This is a genomic window from Pseudomonas sp. CG7, from assembly GCF_023701885.1.
GTDB classification, from domain to species: domain Bacteria; phylum Pseudomonadota; class Gammaproteobacteria; order Pseudomonadales; family Pseudomonadaceae; genus Aquipseudomonas; species Aquipseudomonas zanjanensis.
Genome location: NZ_JABAEE010000065.1, coordinates 19,349 through 34,830 on the forward strand (window position 1 = coordinate 19,349; position 15,482 = coordinate 34,830).

At 60.6% G+C, this 15,482-nt stretch carries 16 protein-coding genes; 8 read left to right on the top strand and 8 right to left on the bottom strand.

Going from position 1 to position 15,482, the window contains the following annotated elements; genetic code table 11:
- Positions 1–18: 18 nt before the first annotated feature.
- A complete protein-coding gene (locus HGO40_RS22860; RefSeq protein ID WP_250964847.1) occupies positions 19–1,185 on the top strand; it encodes an aminotransferase-like domain-containing protein in 1,167 nt (388 codons plus the stop codon).
- A 144-nt stretch (positions 1,186–1,329) separates the two neighbouring features.
- Here the strand turns inward: HGO40_RS22860 and HGO40_RS22865 are convergent, their stop codons facing one another.
- Positions 1,330–1,701: a glutathione S-transferase N-terminal domain-containing protein gene (locus tag HGO40_RS22865; protein ID WP_250964848.1), complete on the bottom strand. Its 372-nt coding sequence runs from the start codon at positions 1,699–1,701 to the stop codon at positions 1,330–1,332.
- Positions 1,702–1,804: 103 nt separating this feature from the next.
- Positions 1,805–2,350, bottom strand: coding sequence for a GTP cyclohydrolase I FolE (gene folE, locus HGO40_RS22870; RefSeq protein WP_250964863.1), 546 nt, complete (start codon positions 2,348–2,350; stop codon positions 1,805–1,807).
- A 371-nt stretch (positions 2,351–2,721) separates the two neighbouring features.
- On the opposite strand from folE, the gene HGO40_RS22875 reads away from it, so the two are divergent.
- The gene (locus HGO40_RS22875) at positions 2,722–3,381 is read left to right on the top strand and encodes a hypothetical protein (protein WP_250964849.1); all 660 of its coding nucleotides are present in this window, start codon (positions 2,722–2,724) and stop codon (positions 3,379–3,381) included.
- A 90-nt stretch (positions 3,382–3,471) separates the two neighbouring features.
- Here HGO40_RS22875 and HGO40_RS22880 read toward each other — a convergent pair whose 3' ends face one another.
- From HGO40_RS22880 to HGO40_RS22890, 3 genes are all read right to left on the bottom strand, one after another.
- Complete coding sequence (locus HGO40_RS22880; protein ID WP_025214971.1) at positions 3,472–4,029, bottom strand: Smr/MutS family protein; 558 nt, start codon at positions 4,027–4,029, stop codon at positions 3,472–3,474.
- A gap of 73 nt (positions 4,030–4,102) precedes the next feature.
- The gene (locus HGO40_RS22885; RefSeq protein WP_250964850.1) at positions 4,103–4,423 is read right to left on the bottom strand and encodes a hypothetical protein; all 321 of its coding nucleotides are present in this window, start codon (positions 4,421–4,423) and stop codon (positions 4,103–4,105) included.
- Positions 4,424–4,553: 130 nt separating this feature from the next.
- Positions 4,554–5,144 carry a cysteine hydrolase family protein gene (locus tag HGO40_RS22890; protein WP_014339619.1) on the bottom strand — a complete coding sequence of 197 codons (591 nt, stop codon included), beginning with the start codon at positions 5,142–5,144 and terminating at the stop codon, positions 4,554–4,556.
- Between the two features lie 254 nt (positions 5,145–5,398).
- On the opposite strand from HGO40_RS22890, the gene prmB reads away from it, so the two are divergent.
- On the top strand, positions 5,399–6,307 hold the full coding sequence (gene prmB / locus HGO40_RS22895) for a 50S ribosomal protein L3 N(5)-glutamine methyltransferase (RefSeq protein WP_250964851.1): 909 nt from the start codon (positions 5,399–5,401) through the stop codon (positions 6,305–6,307).
- Between the two features lie 319 nt (positions 6,308–6,626).
- Here the strand turns inward: prmB and HGO40_RS22900 are convergent, their stop codons facing one another.
- Both HGO40_RS22900 and HGO40_RS22905 read right to left on the bottom strand, forming a co-directional pair.
- Positions 6,627–7,415 (bottom strand): hypothetical protein, encoded by a 789-nt coding sequence (locus HGO40_RS22900; protein ID WP_250964852.1) that lies wholly within the window; start codon positions 7,413–7,415, stop codon positions 6,627–6,629.
- Between the two features lie 106 nt (positions 7,416–7,521).
- Positions 7,522–8,487 (bottom strand): alpha/beta hydrolase, encoded by a 966-nt coding sequence (locus HGO40_RS22905; RefSeq protein ID WP_250964853.1) that lies wholly within the window; start codon positions 8,485–8,487, stop codon positions 7,522–7,524.
- 143 nt (positions 8,488–8,630) lie between these two features.
- Here HGO40_RS22905 and aroC point away from each other — a divergent pair, with 143 nt between their 5' ends.
- Genes aroC through HGO40_RS22920 form a run of 3 tightly spaced genes read left to right on the top strand, consistent with a single transcriptional unit; the run spans position 8,631 to position 11,470 of the window.
- Positions 8,631–9,722, top strand: coding sequence for a chorismate synthase (gene aroC, locus HGO40_RS22910; protein ID WP_250964854.1), 1,092 nt, complete (start codon positions 8,631–8,633; stop codon positions 9,720–9,722).
- Between the two features lie 34 nt (positions 9,723–9,756).
- A complete protein-coding gene (locus HGO40_RS22915; RefSeq protein ID WP_250964855.1) occupies positions 9,757–10,902 on the top strand; it encodes an MFS transporter in 1,146 nt (381 codons plus the stop codon).
- A gap of 34 nt (positions 10,903–10,936) precedes the next feature.
- On the top strand, positions 10,937–11,470 hold the full coding sequence (locus tag HGO40_RS22920; RefSeq protein ID WP_250964856.1) for a 1,2-dihydroxy-3-keto-5-methylthiopentene dioxygenase: 534 nt from the start codon (positions 10,937–10,939) through the stop codon (positions 11,468–11,470).
- Positions 11,471–12,286: 816 nt separating this feature from the next.
- Here HGO40_RS22920 and HGO40_RS22925 read toward each other — a convergent pair.
- Positions 12,287–12,565, bottom strand: coding sequence for a DUF3509 domain-containing protein (locus tag HGO40_RS22925; RefSeq protein ID WP_250964857.1), 279 nt, complete (start codon positions 12,563–12,565; stop codon positions 12,287–12,289).
- 355 nt (positions 12,566–12,920) lie between these two features.
- Here HGO40_RS22925 and HGO40_RS22930 point away from each other — a divergent pair, with 355 nt between their 5' ends.
- Both HGO40_RS22930 and HGO40_RS22935 read left to right on the top strand, forming a co-directional pair.
- Positions 12,921–14,747 (top strand): long-chain-acyl-CoA synthetase, encoded by a 1,827-nt coding sequence (locus tag HGO40_RS22930; RefSeq protein ID WP_250964858.1) that lies wholly within the window; start codon positions 12,921–12,923, stop codon positions 14,745–14,747.
- 94 nt (positions 14,748–14,841) lie between these two features.
- Positions 14,842–15,363 carry an ankyrin repeat domain-containing protein gene (locus tag HGO40_RS22935; RefSeq protein WP_250964859.1) on the top strand — a complete coding sequence of 174 codons (522 nt, stop codon included), beginning with the start codon at positions 14,842–14,844 and terminating at the stop codon, positions 15,361–15,363.
- The last annotated feature ends 119 nt before the right edge of the window (positions 15,364–15,482 follow it).

A 15,482-nucleotide genomic window follows, 5' to 3' on the forward strand; every position in this document is an offset into this window, starting at 1 on the left:
ACCGGCTACAGGTGACCCATGGCTTTTTCCGAACGTGTCTCGCGCCTCAAAAGTTCTTTGATTCGAGAAATCCTCGCGGCGGCGCAGCGTCCTGAGGTGATGTCGTTCGCCGGCGGCCTGCCGGCCGAAGCCATGCTGCCGAAAGTGGAATGGGCGGCCATGCCATTGTCCATGGGCCAGTACGGCATGAGCGAAGGCGAACCGGCCCTGCGCGAAGCCCTGGCAGCCCAGGCGCGGGCGTTGGGCGTGGCCTGTGAGGCGAGCCAGGTATTGGTGGTCAGCGGCTCCCAGCAAACCCTCGATTTGGCGGCCAAGCTGCACATCGACGTGGGCACCGAAGTGATGCTCGAAGCGCCGCCCTATTTGGCGGCGTTGCAGATTTTCCAGCTGTTCGGCGCCGACTGCATCACCGTTCCCCTGGAGGCCGACGGCCCTGACTTGCAACAATTGCGGGCCCGGCTGGAGCAGCATCGCCCAGCGTTTATCTACCTGATCCCGACCTTCCAGAACCCTTCGGCGGTGCGCTACAGCGAGGCCAAGCGCGATGCGGTGGCGGCACTGCTGGACGAGTTTGGCGTCACCCTGATCGAGGACGAGCCCTACCGCGAGCTGACCTTCGATGGCGGCAGTGCCACGCCGATTGTCAGTCGCTTGAAGAGGGCCAGTTGGATCTACACCGGCACCGTGTCGAAAACCCTGTTGCCGGGGCTAAGGGTGGGCTACCTGATCGCCAGTCCGGATCTGTTCCCGCAACTGCTGCGGCTCAAGCAATCGGCGGACCTGCACACCAATCGCATCGGCCAGTGGCAGGCGCTGCAATGGATCGGCACCGAGCAGTACCGCAGCCATTTGAGTGAGTTGAGGGATTGCTATCGGGACCGTCGCGATCGGTTCCAGGCGGCGTTGCAAACGCATTTCGCTGATATCGCGGACTGGAACGTGCCCCAGGGCGGGTTGTTTTTCTGGCTGACCCTCAGGCAACCGCTGGACACCCGCACTTTGCTCGCCGCCGCCCTGGCGGCCGACGTGGCATTCATGCCGGGGGAGCCGTTCTTTCCTGAGCCGGACCAGCATCCGGGGCACTTGCGCTTGAACTTCAGTCACATCGACCCGGCGCGGTTGGATGAAGGACTCAAGCGGTTGGCGGGGGTGGTGCGGGAGGCGTTGGCTGCAAAAGCAGCCTGATTTACGCGGTGGCTGGGCTGGCCTCATCGCGAGCAAGCTCGGCTCCCACAGGGGACTTGGTGAACACTGGATTTGTATTCACCACTGTTCTCTGTGGGAGCCGAGCTTGCTCGCGATGAGGCCAGTCGCCACACCATAAAACTATCAGGCCGCAGAAAACCGCTTATCCAAATAATCAATGATCACCTTGGACTCATACATCCAGGTGGTCTCGCCATTCTCTTCAATGCGCAGGCACGGCACTTTGATCCTGCCCCCTTGCTCCAGCAGCGTCTGGCGATCCTGCTCGTTGTTTTTCGCATCGCGCAGGGCCACCGGCACGATGAGGCGACGCAGGGTACGGCGAGTCTTCACGCAGAACGGGCAGGCATGGAATTGATACAGCGTCAGGCTGCGAGCGGCCTGGTCGACCTGCGCCTGGGCCTCGGCCGGGCGCTGTTTCTTGCCAGGGCGGGTAATGAAGTCGATGAAAATGATGAGCTGGCCCAAGCCAACTCGAAGCGCTTTGACGATCACGGTATTCAGCCTCGCGGCAGGGAAGAAGAGGGCGCGCAGCTTACCTGATTTTTCACGGGCGAAAAAAACCGGCGATCAATGCCGGTTTTCTTCTTGCGACGCGTTACTTGATGAGGCTGAGGAATTCGCTGCGAGTGGCAGCGTTTTCCCGTAACTCGCCGAGCATCACCGAAGTGATCATCGAGGAGTTCTGCTTTTCCACACCGCGCATCATCATGCACATGTGCTTGGCCTCGATCACCACCGCCACGCCCAGGGCGCCGGTCACTTGCTGGACCGCGTCGGCGATCTGGCGGCTGAGGTTTTCCTGGATCTGCAGGCGACGGGCGTACATGTCGACGATACGCGCGACCTTTGACAGCCCCAGTACCTTGCCGCTCGGGATATAGGCCACGTGGGCCTTGCCGATGAAAGGCAACAAGTGATGCTCGCACAACGAGTACAACTCGATGTCCTTGACCAGCACCATCTCGCTGTTATCGGAGCTGAACAAGGCACCGTTGGTGACTTCTTCCAGGGTCTGTTCATAACCGCGGCAGAGGTACTGCATGGCCTTGGCAGCGCGCTTGGGCGTGTCGAGCAGGCCCTCGCGGGAAACGTCCTCGCCCAGTTGGCCGAGAATCGCGGTGTAGTTCTGTTCCAGTGTCACAGAGGCTGATTCCATAAGGGTTTCAGGAGGGTACTTGTTCTGTCTGTACCCATTTTGTACCAATCGAGCGTTTCGATTCTGCCCAGGCCATCCAGTCGATCCGGGAGATCCAGTGGGCATAGGTCGACAGCAATTGACGCTTTGACCGAGCTGAGAGGCAGTGATTGCAGGGTTTCATGCCCGCCGTGCTGCACATGGTAGCCTAAGTGTGACGGCAGTTGTATGGCCGGCGGGCGCGAACCTCCAATCCGATCAGTGTTGTCCTGAGGTCTCGGTTGACCGTACCGGCCTGCTTGGGTTGAAGAGACAAATCTGCTTCAGGACTGGTAGCATTACGCTATCTCTTGCCCTCTCTCTCAGGAACGGAATCCATGTCTAAAAGAATCTGTGCGCTGGCCCTGTCCATGGTAGCCACTCTCTCGGGAACGCAGGATGCAGTTGCAGCTGACTACCTGTTCAAGAACTTCGCTTATGACTCCCCTATCGCCAACTACACCGAGGCTGCCGGTTACTATGATTGTTCGACGCAAGTGGGTGCTACCGTAAAATGCACCGAATTGGTCTTTATTGAACAGAAGTTCACGGCGTCGTTGGTTTTCAAGAATGACAAGCTTTCAATGGTTTCGTTACTTTCGCCCGTTGATCATGAACTGTTCCAGCGCGCGATGGGCGCCTTGGAGAAGAACTTCGATATGGTCGCGGTTAGCGACGGCAAATCTATTCTGGATTTACTCGTCCTTGCGGGCAAATCCAAAAGCATCGAGGAAGTAACTGCCGAGTTTTCAAGTTTTGAAAATACGGCCTTGAATGCGGGTAATATTACTTACACGTTCGTTGAAAATGGAATGTCGATTAAAGGCGCTAGAAATTTTCGTGGCTTAGTAGAGCTGGCACCTGACAATATGAGGAGCGTGGATTTAAGCATCAACGGCATAGGTAACGATGCTTATTTGATTATAAAGTTTACTTTCTCAAAGCTTGACCAAATCAAGCTGGCGCATCAGGCCAATAAGCCGGCCGAGTCGTTTTAACAACAAAACATCATTCATCAAGCCCCGCCATTGCGGGGCTTTTTTTATCTCGGTACTTCCATGCATGCGCTGGCGGGTAGGACAACAGGTCTATTCGTCGCGGCCTTCCATCATGGTGCGCTTGAGCATCACGTAGACCGCCCCGGCGCCGCCGTGTTTTGCCTGGCAGGAGGTGAAGCCCAGCACTTGCGGGTGCTGGCGCAGCCAGGTGTTGACGTGGCTCTTGATCATCGGCCGCTTGCCGTCCAGGCGCACGGCTTTGCCATGGGTGACGCGCACGCAGCGGATCTCGAACTTGGTGGCTTCGGCCAGGAACGCCCAAAGGGTTTCCCGGGCCTTTTCGACGGTCATGCCGTGCAGGTCGAGGCTGCCTTCGAAGGGGATCTGGCCGACCTTCAGCTTGCGCATCTGGCTTTCCTGGACACCGTCGCGGGCCCACATCAACTCGTCTTCCGGCCCGACGTCGATCACGAACTGATCGGACAAGCCGTCCACGGTGGTGGCGTCGGTGCGCACGGTGGCGGCCTGGCGCAGCTTGGCGATCTGCGCGCGATCGGCCTTGGGCTTGCCGGTCTCGGCACGGTCGTGTTTGATCGGTTTTACGCCCTGGATCGCACTTTTGAACAAGGAAAAGTCGTCGTCTTGCATGTCAGCCTCCGCGAAGCCGGCCAGTTTACCCAACTCTGGCGGGATCAGGCGCGACAAAACGTCGAGTGGCGGATCAGTCGTGCTGTTTCATCAGGTGCGGAGCCATGGCCAGCTCCAGGGATTGGCGGGCGCGACGGCGGCAGCGGCGCCAGAGCCAGACGCCCAGCAACAGTACGAAAAGACCGACTGCCAGGATGATCGCCGAACCCATTGGGGTGGCATTCAACTCGCCCAGTGCGGGAGGGCGGCCCAGCAGGCTGGCGGCACCGGCCATGGCCAGCAGTACACCGAGTGTTGCCAGCAGCGCGGCGAGCGCCGCGCCGAAACGAAACCGCCAGTTGCTCGGGCCCTTGGGCCGCAAGCGACGTGCGTCAAAACCATCGGATAACTTCATTCCGACCTTCCTCAATGGGTATCGGCCCTTCGACCGGAAGATATTCGGGTTGTTCCTGAAGGTAGGGCAATTGCAGCAAATGAGAGGCTTTTGCGGATGAGCGGCGGGAGTGGCCGCTCATCAAGGCGCATCAGATGAAGTCGCGGGTCAGGGCCAGGGTGGCGAAGTTGTCGGCCATGATCGCCATTTCGGTCTGCTGCACGTGCTCGGCGCTGAGAACGCCGCCCTTGTATGGCAGGTCGCGCGTGGCGCAGGCGTCTTCCACCAGGGTACAGCGGAAGCCCAGGTTCTTGGCGGCGCGCACGGTGGTGCTGACACTGGAATGGCTCATGAACCCACACACGATCAGGTCCAGGGGGCCGAAGTCTTCCAGGCGTTTTTTCAGCTCGGTGCCGTGGAAGGCGCTGGGCAGCAGCTTTTCGACCACGGTTTCGTCGCCCTGGGGTTCGAGGCCGGGGATGAACTCCCCGCGTTCACCTTGTGGATCGAACAGCCCGCCATGGGTGCCCAGGTGGCGCACATGCACGATCGGGCGACCGGCTGCGCGGGCCGCGCCGAGCAGTTGCTTGATGTTCGCGACGGCTGCATCCATACCGCTCAGGGCCAGGGGCCCGGCGAGGTATTCTTTCTGGGCATCGATGATGATCAAGGTCGCTTGACTCAGGTTGGCCGCTGCATAACCACGGCCGCTGAGTTGAAACATCGTTTTTGGAACGGACATTCTGGGGCTCCTTCGAGTGGGGCTTTTGCGACATTCTCCTCTGGCTGAGCGGTTCTGTGAATCGCTTCCATCGCAAGGGCCGCCGTTGCTGGCCTACAGCCTTGTCAAGATGCTCGTCTCGTTCAATAGGCGGTGCAAAAAAACGATAAATCCTACGGTTGGTCCGGCGCTTTTCGTTCGTCATCGAGGCGCGTTTGGGTGGCGCCGCGTTTGACTGGTAGACTCGCCCGTCGAATTTTCTGGAGTTTGCCGCCGTGATCACTTCCCGTCTCCGTACCCTGCGCGACCATATCCGTTGGGCCGTCAGCCGATTCCATGGAGAGGATCTGTTTTTCGGCCATGGCACCGACAACGCGTGGGACGAAGCCAGGCAACTGGTGTTGGGCGCATTGCATCTGCCGTGGGAAATTGCCGACAGCTACCTGGACTGCCGTCTTGAAGACGAAGAACTGGTCCATGTGCAGCGCCTGCTGCGCCGACGCATTGCCGAGCGCATTCCGACGGCCTACCTGTTGGGTGAAGCCTGGGTTTGCGGGATGTCGTTCATTGTTGATGAGCGCGTGCTCATTCCGCGCTCGCCCATCGGTGAGCTGATCGAAAAGCGTTTCGAGCCTTGGTTGGGCCAGGCGCCGGCACGGATTCTCGATCTGTGCACCGGTTCCGGCTGCATCGGCATCGCCTGTGCCTATGAATTCCCGGAAGCCGAAGTGGTGCTGGCCGACCTGTCGTTCGAAGCGCTGGAAGTGGCCAACCAGAACATCGAGCGCCACGGTGTCGATGAGCGCGTATTCACCGTCCAGGGTGATGGCTTCGAAGGTTTGCCGGGGCAACGTTTCGACCTGATCGTGTCGAACCCACCCTACGTCGATGCGGAAGATTTCGCCGATATGCCCCAGGAATACCAGCACGAGCCGGAATTGGGCCTGGCCTGTGGCGATGACGGCCTGGACCTGGTTCGGCGGATGCTGGCCGAGGCGGCCGATCATCTGACCGAGAAGGGGCTGTTGATTGTCGAGGTGGGCAACAGCCAGGTGCACGTCGAGGCGTTGTACCCGGAAGTCGATTTCGCCTGGCTCGACTTCGAGCGCGGCGGGCATGGCGTGTTCATGCTCAGCGCCGAGCAGTGCCGCGAGCACCAGGCGTTGTTTGCTTCGCGGGTTTGATCACTGTGACCGCTTTTGTGGCGAGGGAGCTTGCTCCCGCTGGGCCCTGTAGGAGCTGGCGAAGCCTGCGATCTTTTGATCTTTCGCTTGAGATTCAAGTGGCTGGGGAAAGATCGCAGCCTCGTTGCACTCGACAGCTCCTACAGACGCAGCCGAGCGGGAGCAAGCTCCCTCGCCACGGGATTGTCTGTATTGCGCCGCAACCCCACTGTGGGAGCGAGCTTGCTCGCGATGGCGTCGGGTCAGTGGCATTGAATTGACTGACCCACCGCTATCGCGAGCAAGCTCGCTCCCACAGGGGGGACATGCACGGTTGGGGTCAGTGCCGCGTCGCAATCCAGATCAGCAACCCCGCCTGAAACATGGCGAAGGCCACCAGGCAGGTGATGGTGAAGCGCAAACCGGTGTCTTCGCGCTTGAACTTGGTGACCTTCTCTTCCTGCTGCTTGAGTTTGACTTCCTGTTCCGCCAGGTTCTGCTCGGCTTGTTGCAGCATCTGCGCGGCTTCGAGGATGGTCACGAACTGCAGCTTCTCGGTGTTCCAGTCGCCGACCAAATCGCCAACCTGGGCTGACTTGATACTACCCTTGAGGTGCTGGGCGTCGGCGTAGGCCACCTCGAAACCCTGGGCCTTGAGGAAGCGATCACGGCGCAGGCGCGTGTCTTCGTTCAGGGCGTCCTTGTTATCCAGGTCGGTGCCGTCTACCTGATAGGCCGACCAGCGCTTCTTGGCCCAGGTAATACCCTGGGCCGCGAGGAAACGGCCGATGCCACGGTTCAACGGCTCGACTTGGAGGTTGTCCGGGGAAAAAGTCAGGCGTTTCTCGACGTGATCGGCCCAGACGTCCAGATGATTCTGTTCCTTGCGCACCCGCTGGTTCGGCAGTTGGAGGGTCATGCGCAGCAGGCTGCGTTCCTTGCTGTGGCGCTCGACATAGCTGAACTCGACAAACCGCAACGGCCGCACGCCGGTGGCGCGGTCGGTCTTGAGCGGCGCCAGCCGGAGCATCTTGTGATGCTCGGTCTGTACGTCGGCCCACGGCAGCTCAGCCACGGACGAGGCGGGGGCTTCGGCAGCGGTGTCGGGGGAAGCTTGAGTTTCAGTCATAACGGCAAAATCCTGTCCAGGCCGGCGGGTCGGTAGCCATTGCGCTATCCGCCACCGGGTTATCGGCCTTTTTTGCCAGTACTGAAGCTAAATCGACTAAAACCGCCTAACGCGCGGCTAACGCGTCAATAAAACGCAGACCCCGCGTGCCGAGCGCGGCCGCCAGGGGCAGGTTGGGGTCTTTGTAGGAAGCCAGTTGTTGTTTGACGGCGTTGGGCACGATGCGCATCACGTGGTTCATGCCCTGGATCAGCGCCAACTCGGCGTCGGGCTTGGCGGCTTTCAACTGCCGGGCATCATCGATGCTGACCTGGATGTCGTTGCTGCCCTGGAGGATCAAGGCCGGCATCTTCAACGCGGCGAAAGCCCGAGCCGGGTCCTGGCGGAACAACGAGCTCAGGTAGGGTTGTACGCTGGGGCGGAAAATCACCTGCAGTTGCGTCGGCACGTTGTCGTCGAGTCGCCCGGCCTTGAGGCTGTCGAGCAGCTCATTGCTGCGCAACATCAGCGGCGGTGGCAGGCGGTTGCTCAATTGTTGGCGCAGTACCTGGTCGATTGGCCGGGCACTGCCGGACAGGGAAATGACCGCCGCCGCGTTGGCCTGGGGCGCGGCGAGGCTGGCGATCAACGCGCCTTCGCTGTGGCCCAGCAGGATCAACGGGCCCAGGCGTGGGTCGGCGGCGAGTTTGCGGCTCCAGGCCACGGTATCGGCGACATAGGTCTCGACGCTCAGGTTGCGCTCGTCCGGTGTCGCTGCGAGGCTGGCGGCCACGCCGCGTTTGTCATAGCGCACGCTGGCAATGTTGTGCCTGGCCAAGACCCAGGCCAGGCGCTTGAGGCTGTCGTTGCGCCCGCCCTCGGGGTTGTTACCGTCGCGGTCTGTAGGACCGGACCCGGAAATGATCAGGACAACCGGCACGGGCGTGTCGGACTTGGGCAGCAACAATGAGCCGAATAGTTCGCCATTGCCGGTGTCGAGGCTGATCGGGCGTTGCAGCACCGTGGCCTGGGCCAGGCAGGAAAACAGGCCGGTGAACAAGGTAAGGCTTAGGGCTAGCAGCTTTAACATCATCACGCCATTAGTTGCGAAGGTGCCGGTTGGACTGGTGGGCGCCGATAAGGTTCGAGGATGAACTACGCGGGGAGCCTGCGTATACTGGCGCCCACTACGAATCCAAGGTTGAGTCTCTCAGCGTTTTTCACGGAGCACCCTGCATGTCCGGCAATACCTACGGCAAGCTGTTCACTGTCACCACCGCGGGCGAAAGCCATGGCCCGGCGTTGGTCGCCATTGTCGACGGCTGCCCGCCGGGCCTGGAGATTTCCCTGGACGACCTGCAACGTGACCTGGACCGCCGCAAGCCCGGCACCAGCCGCCATACCACCCAGCGGCAGGAAGCCGATGAAGTCGAAATCCTGTCCGGCGTGTTCGAAGGACGCACCACCGGCTGTGCCATCGGCCTGCTGATCCGCAACACCGACCAGAAGTCCAAGGACTACTCGGCCATCAAGGACCTGTTCCGCCCGGCCCACGCCGACTACACCTACCACCACAAATACGGTGAACGCGACTACCGTGGCGGCGGTCGCAGCTCGGCCCGGGAAACCGCCATGCGCGTGGCGGCCGGGGCGATTGCCAAGAAGTACCTGGCCAGCCAGGGCATCGTCATCCGTGGCTACATGAGCCAGTTGGGCCCCATCGAAATCCCGTTCAAGACCTGGGACTCGGTAGAGCAGAACGCCTTTTTCTGCCCCGATCCAGACAAGGTGCCAGAACTCGAGGCCTACATGGACCAACTGCGCCGGGACCAGGACTCGGTCGGCGCAAAGATCACCGTCGTCGCCGAAGGCGTGATGCCGGGCCTTGGCGAGCCGATCTTCGACCGCCTCGACGCCGAGCTGGCTCATGCGCTGATGAGCATCAACGCGGTGAAAGGCGTGGAAATCGGCGCCGGTTTTGCCTGCGTCGCCCAGCGTGGCACCGAGCACCGTGCCGAACTGACGCCTGAGGGTTTCCTCAGCAATAATGCCGGCGGCATCCTCGGCGGCATTTCCTCGGGCCAGCCGATCGTGGCGCACCTGGCCTTGAAGCCGACGTCCAGTATCACCACGCCGGGGCGCTCCATCGATGTCCATGGCAACCCGGTGGAGGTCATCACCAAGGGCCGTCACGACCCGTGCGTCGGCATTCGTGCTACGCCCATCGCCGAGGCGATGATGGCCATCGTGCTGATGGATCACCTGCTGCGTCATCGCGGCCAGAACGCCGACGTGCGCGTCAGCACCCCGGTGCTGGGGCAGCTTTGATGGTCGGCCTGCCAGCCGCCGTGGCCTGACGACCGTGGCGGCACTGCCGTACTGGCGGCTTTCCAGCTTCTATCTGTTCTATTTCGCGCTGCTCGGTTCGACGGCGCCGTTCCTGGCGCTGTATTTCGATCACCTGGGGTTCAACGCGGCGCGCATCGGCGAGCTGGTGGCCATCCCCATGCTGATGCGTTGCGTGGCGCCGAACATCTGGGGTTGGCTGGGGGATTACACCGGCCGACGCCTGGCAATCGTGCGCTTTGGCGCGATCTGCACGCTGTTGGCCTTCTCGCTGATCTTCATCGACAAAAGCTACGCCTGGCTGGCGATGGTCATGGCGTTACACGCATTTTTCTGGCACGCGGTGTTGCCGCAGTTCGAAGTCATCACCTTGGCCCATCTGAGCGGGCAGGCCTCGCGCTACAGCCAGATCCGCCTGTGGGGCTCCATCGGTTTCATCATCACTGTGGTCGTGCTTGGCCGCTTGTTCGAATGGCTGAGCCTGGACATCTACCCGGTAGCCCTGGTGTTGATCATGGCCGGCATCGTCCTCGCCAGTTGCTGGGTGCCCAATGCCCAGCCATTGCAGGGGCCGCGAGTCGCGGGGGAGGGCTTCCTGCGGCAACTGCGCAACCCTGGCGTACTGGCGTTCTACACTTGCGTGGGCCTGATGCAGGGGAGTCACGGGCCGTATTACACCTTTCTGACGTTGCACCTCGAACGCCTGGGCTACAGTCGCGGTTTGATCGGCCTGCTCTGGGCGGTCGGGGTGGTGGCAGAGGTGTTGGTCTTCCTGCTGATGAGCCGGATCCTGGCGCGCTTTTCCGTGCGCCGGGTACTGCTGGTGAGTTTCCTGCTGGCGGCGTTGCGCTGGTTGCTGCTGGGTTCGCTGGCCGAATTTCTCTGGGTGCTGCTGTTTGCCCAAGTGCTGCACGCGGCGACCTTCGGCAGCTTTCACGCCGCCGCCATCCATTTCGTGCAACGCAGCTTCGGCCCTCGCCAGCAGGGCCAGGGGCAGGCGCTGTATGCGGCGCTGGCCGGCACGGGCGGGGCCTTGGGCGCGTTGTATTCCGGCTACAGTTGGAACGCCCTGGGCGCCACTTGGACCTTCAGCCTCGCCAGCCTCGCGGCCTTTGCGGCAGCCGTTATCATTGCGACACGTATGCAAGAGGACCGGCCATGAGCCTTCGAACCGTTAATTTGCTGGAGCCATTTTCATGAGCAGCCTGTCCGTCTATCACGTTTCGAGCCCTGAGATTCCGAACAAGGTGTTGACCCACTTCGAGGACATTGTCGCGACGTTGGCTGAGCAAGGTGTTCGCTTTGCCCGTTGGGAAGCGGCGGTGAAAATTCAGCCGGGTGCCAGTGAGGAGGAGATCATTGCGGCTTACCAGGTTCAGATCGATGGGGTGATGACTGAGCGGGGGTATGTTGCGGTCGATGTGGTTAGCGTTAGAAGCGATCATCCGGAACCGGCTGGAGGGCTTGATGAATACTGTCATAGCCAGGAAGAGGTACGATTCTTCGTTAGTGGTCGGGGGTTGTTTAGTCTGCACATCGGCGATTATGTCTACGCCGTGTTGTGTGAAAGGAACGACTTGATCACGGTGCCTGCTGGTATGCCGCATTGGTTTGATGGGGGGGAGCGGCCGTATTTCGTTTCGATTCGGTTGTCTGGTGATTTGCAGGGGTTGGTTGCCGAGGTTACTGGGGATGATATTGCTCGGCGGTTTCCTCGTTTGGAGGATTGACCTGTATCTGGTGTGAGATTTTTGTGTATATCCGTTGCTGCGGTAACGGCTGCTTATGGTTCCGCTCTTACAGCGGGTCACTTTTGGAAGAGCGCCAAAAGTAACCAAAAGCGCTTTGCCCCACCACTCGGCACCTCGCCTAGGCTCGGTGTGCCCTCACTCCGGCATTGCTCCGTGGGCCGCCGCGAAGGGCCATCCATGGCCCAGCGCGGCTACCTCGGCATCCATGCCGAGGTGCCCACTGCGCAATGCCTGCGTTCGGCCAGCGTGGTTTAACGGGGCGTTCAGATCAAGATCAAGATCCAAAGCAAGAGCAAGAGCAAGAGTGGGGCAAAGGCCGACATCTATGTGGCTGAGCCACCGCTATCGCGAGCAAGCTCGCTCCCACAATGGATCTGCGGTGAACACAAACTCATGAACACCCAAGATCCCCTGTGGGAGCGAGCTTGCTCGCGAAGAGGCCGGCCCACCAACATCACCGTCAACTGACACACCGCTTTCGCGAGCAAGCTCGCTCCCACAATGGATCTGCGGTGAACACAAGACTCATGAACACCCAAGATCCCCTGTGGGAGCGAGCTTGCTCGCGATGAGGCCGGCACATCCAACATCACTGCAAACGGGCCCACCGCCTTCGCGAGCAAGCCCGCTCCCACAGGAGGAACGCGGTCCCCATCAGTCATAAGTGGCCGTTACCGCAGAAACGGATATACACACCGATCAATTGCCCTCAAAAGAAGGCGCAAAAAAACGACGCTTCCCATCTCTGAAAAGCGCCGTTTCCAAGTAAACAGCAAATCAAATTGACCAGCAGACTCAAGCGCTATGGTAAGTCGGCAGCGCAAACCGATGCTGGCTCTGCAACAGCGTGATCTGTGGCAACTCGCTGGCCTGTTCAGCCAGGTCGCGACGGATTGCGCTGATCGCCCAGGACAACTGGTCCCCCGCATGCAATTGAGCATAGGAAATCGTGCGCTTGAACAGCTTGCCGTCGCTATTGCGCAAGGTCAGCAGAATGCCGCCATCCGGGCGGGGCTGAGTGGTCACGTCGTAGTTGGAAAACAGGGACGCAAACTTTTCTTGAATCATGTTCATAGTTGACTGCTCCATGGTGTGGCAAACCGTGGAGGGGTGGTTGCACTGTCTGTGCCAGCATCTAAGTTTTCAATAAATACTTTAAAAACAATAGGTTATGTTTTGTGTTGACTTTTGCTTTCGTGCATCTTGCATGAATGGCCACCGTGCATCCTGCATTTTGCGTGGTCCGGCAATGATTTTTGGAACCAAATCGTTTTCCGGCGCTCACGCTTCGCCTGTCTCGGGCAGCGGATACAAAACATTGCAAAAACCGCGTGTACAGCCTCGCAAGTGCGAGCGTACTTTCGAGCCAAAATCACCGCCAGCCCGATAACAAGAACCGAGACCCACGAGGTCGAACGGGGAAATCACCATGAGTCGTACACCCAACGACACCATTACCTGGGGCATGATGCTGCGCAAGTTGCCTGCCATCGCCAGGGCCGTCCCGCGCATCGTCAAAGGCATGAAGCTGGCCAATGTCCAGGACCCGACCCAGCCTTGTGGCCTGGGCTGGTGTTTCGAACAGGCCACGCAACGCAATCCCCAGGGCCCGGCATTGCTGTGTGGCGACACGGTGTTGAGTTATGCACAGGTCAACGCGCAGGCCAATCGCATCGCCCATTACCTGTTGGCCCAGGGCATCGGCAAGGGCGATTGCGTGGCGATCTTCATCGAGAACCGGCCGCAGCTGTTGATCAGCGTGCTGGCGATGGCCAAGGTTGGCGCGGTCAGTGCCATGCTCAACACCTCGCAAACCGGCGATGCGCTGGTGCACAGCCTGGCCCTGGTCAACCCGGTCGCGGTGGTGGTCGGGGACGAGCGGGTCGCGGCCTTCAACGACGTGCGAGCGCGCACCGCGCTGTCGAGCGGCAGGACCTGGTGGGTAGCGGATCAGGACAGTGGCGATGTTCCGTCCGGCTTCGTCGACCTGATGGCTGATTGTGCGGATTACCCCGGCGATAACCCGGCGTGCAGCCAGCAGGTTTTTTGCAACGATCCATGTTTTTATCTCTACACCTCGGGCACTACCGGGCTGCCCAAGGCCGGAGTCTTTCGCCATGGTCGCTGGATGCGCACGTCCACCAGCTTCGGCCTGATCGCCTTGGACATGCAGCCCGACGATGTCGTCTATTGCACCTTGCCGCTGTACCACGCCACTGGCCTGTGCGTGTGTTGGGGCGCGGCGATCTGTGGCGCATCGGGGTTCGCGATTCGCCGCAAGTTCAGCGCCAGCCAGTTCTGGAGCGACGTTCGCCGTTACCGGGCGACCACCCTGGGGTATGTCGGCGAGTTGTGCCGCTACCTGATCGACCAGCCTGTCGCTGCCGATGACCGCCACCACAGTGTGAGGAAAATGATCGGCAACGGCCTGCGCCCCGGGGCCTGGTCGACCTTCAAGACGCGTTTCGGCGTTGACCACATCTGCGAGCTGTATGCGGCCAGCGACGGCAATATCGGGTTCACCAATATCCTGAATTTCGACAACACCGTCGGATTCTCGCTGATGGGCTGGGAGCTGGTGCAGTACGACCACGCCAGCGGCGTGCCGTTGCGCAACCTGCAAGGGCGCATGCAAAAAGTCCCCAGGCGCCAACCGGGCCTGCTGCTGGCGCGGATCGACGAGAAGGCACCACTGGACGGCTACACGGATCCCGCCAAGACCGAAAAAACCATCTGCCGGGATGTCTTCGTGCCGGGCGACCGTTATTTCAACACCGGGGACCTGCTGCGCAACATCGGCTTCGGGCATGGGCAGTTCGTCGATCGCCTCGGCGACACCTATCGCTGGAAAGGCGAAAACGTCTCCACCACGGAAGTCGAAAACGTCTTGCTGCAACACCCGCAGGTGGCCGAGGCGGTGGCTTACGGTGTGGAGATCAATGGCACCAATGGCCGCGCCGGCATGGCGGCGATCACCCCGTCTGAATCCCTGGCGACCCTGGATTTCAGCGAGCTGCTGCAATTTTTGCACTGCAAGTTGCCCGTATATGCCGTGCCGCTGTTCCTGCGCATCAAGGTGAAAATGGACACTACCGGCACCTTCAAATACCAGAAGACGCGCCTCAAGACCGAAGGGTTCGATCCGTGTGGCACTGGGGATGAGCCGGTCTATGCCTGGCTGCCCGGCTCCGACACCTACGTGCGGGTGGACCGGCAACTGGCGACCCGGATCCAGGGCGGCCAACTGCGTTATTGATTCTGGCTATGACGGGCACAGTGAAAAAAGGGATGACAGCGCCCAGGTCCCTCGGGAAACTAGCCGCTTTGCGAAGACCCGAGTGGAGTTCCCGATGTCCGATACAAGCCGCCAGATGACCCCGGAAGAGGCTGCCGAGTTTGCCGAGCAGGTGTTCAACGTCGCGCGCCAGGGCGACGCCGCCATGATGGCCGCGCTGTTGAGCAAGGGCCTGCCGCCCAATCTGCGCAACCACAAGGGTGACACCCTGTTGATGCTGGCCGCTTACCACGGGCATGTGGAAACGGTGAAAGTGCTGCTGGAGCACAAGGCCGATCCGGAAATCCGCAACGACAACGGCCAGAGCCCGATTGCCGGCGCGGCGTTCAAGGGCGACCTGGCCGTGGTCGCGACGCTGGTGGACGGCGGCGCGCAGGTGGAAGGCGCTACCTTCGATGGCCGTACCGCCTTGATGATGGCGGCGATGTTCAACCGGGTGGAAATCGTCGACTACCTGATCGGCAAAGGCGCCGACCCGAAAGCCAAGGACGCCAACGGCGTCTCGGCCCTCGATGCCGCGCGGACCATGGGCGCGGTGGACACCACGGCGCAGTTGGAAAAATTGTTGGTCCTGTAGGAGCTGCCGAGCGAAGCGAGGCTGCGATATTTTACCAGTAACATGGATATAAAGCAAAAGAACAAGAGATCGAAACCTACATTAGCTCGGCAAGAAAGACGGACCGGTGCTCTTCGGTT

Excerpts from the sequence above, each read along its gene's own strand:
- HGO40_RS22860 (WP_250964847.1), top strand. The coding sequence starts at position 19 with ATGGCTTTTTCCGAACGTGTCTCGCGCCTCAAAAGTTCTTTGATTCGA.
- HGO40_RS22875 (WP_250964849.1), top strand. The coding sequence starts at position 2,722 with ATGTCTAAAAGAATCTGTGCGCTGGCCCTGTCCATGGTAGCCACTCTC.
- HGO40_RS22880 (WP_025214971.1), bottom strand. The coding sequence starts at position 4,029 with ATGCAAGACGACGACTTTTCCTTGTTCAAAAGTGCGATCCAGGGCGTA.
- HGO40_RS22885 (WP_250964850.1), bottom strand. The coding sequence starts at position 4,423 with ATGAAGTTATCCGATGGTTTTGACGCACGTCGCTTGCGGCCCAAGGGC.
- HGO40_RS22890 (WP_014339619.1), bottom strand. The coding sequence starts at position 5,144 with ATGTCCGTTCCAAAAACGATGTTTCAACTCAGCGGCCGTGGTTATGCA.
- HGO40_RS22900 (WP_250964852.1), bottom strand. The coding sequence starts at position 7,415 with ATGACTGAAACTCAAGCTTCCCCCGACACCGCTGCCGAAGCCCCCGCC.
- HGO40_RS22905 (WP_250964853.1), bottom strand. The coding sequence starts at position 8,487 with ATGATGTTAAAGCTGCTAGCCCTAAGCCTTACCTTGTTCACCGGCCTG.
- aroC (WP_250964854.1), top strand. The coding sequence starts at position 8,631 with ATGTCCGGCAATACCTACGGCAAGCTGTTCACTGTCACCACCGCGGGC.
- HGO40_RS22920 (WP_250964856.1), top strand. The coding sequence starts at position 10,937 with ATGAGCAGCCTGTCCGTCTATCACGTTTCGAGCCCTGAGATTCCGAAC.
- HGO40_RS22925 (WP_250964857.1), bottom strand. The coding sequence starts at position 12,565 with ATGAACATGATTCAAGAAAAGTTTGCGTCCCTGTTTTCCAACTACGAC.
- HGO40_RS22930 (WP_250964858.1), top strand. The coding sequence starts at position 12,921 with ATGAGTCGTACACCCAACGACACCATTACCTGGGGCATGATGCTGCGC.
- HGO40_RS22935 (WP_250964859.1), top strand. The coding sequence starts at position 14,842 with ATGTCCGATACAAGCCGCCAGATGACCCCGGAAGAGGCTGCCGAGTTT.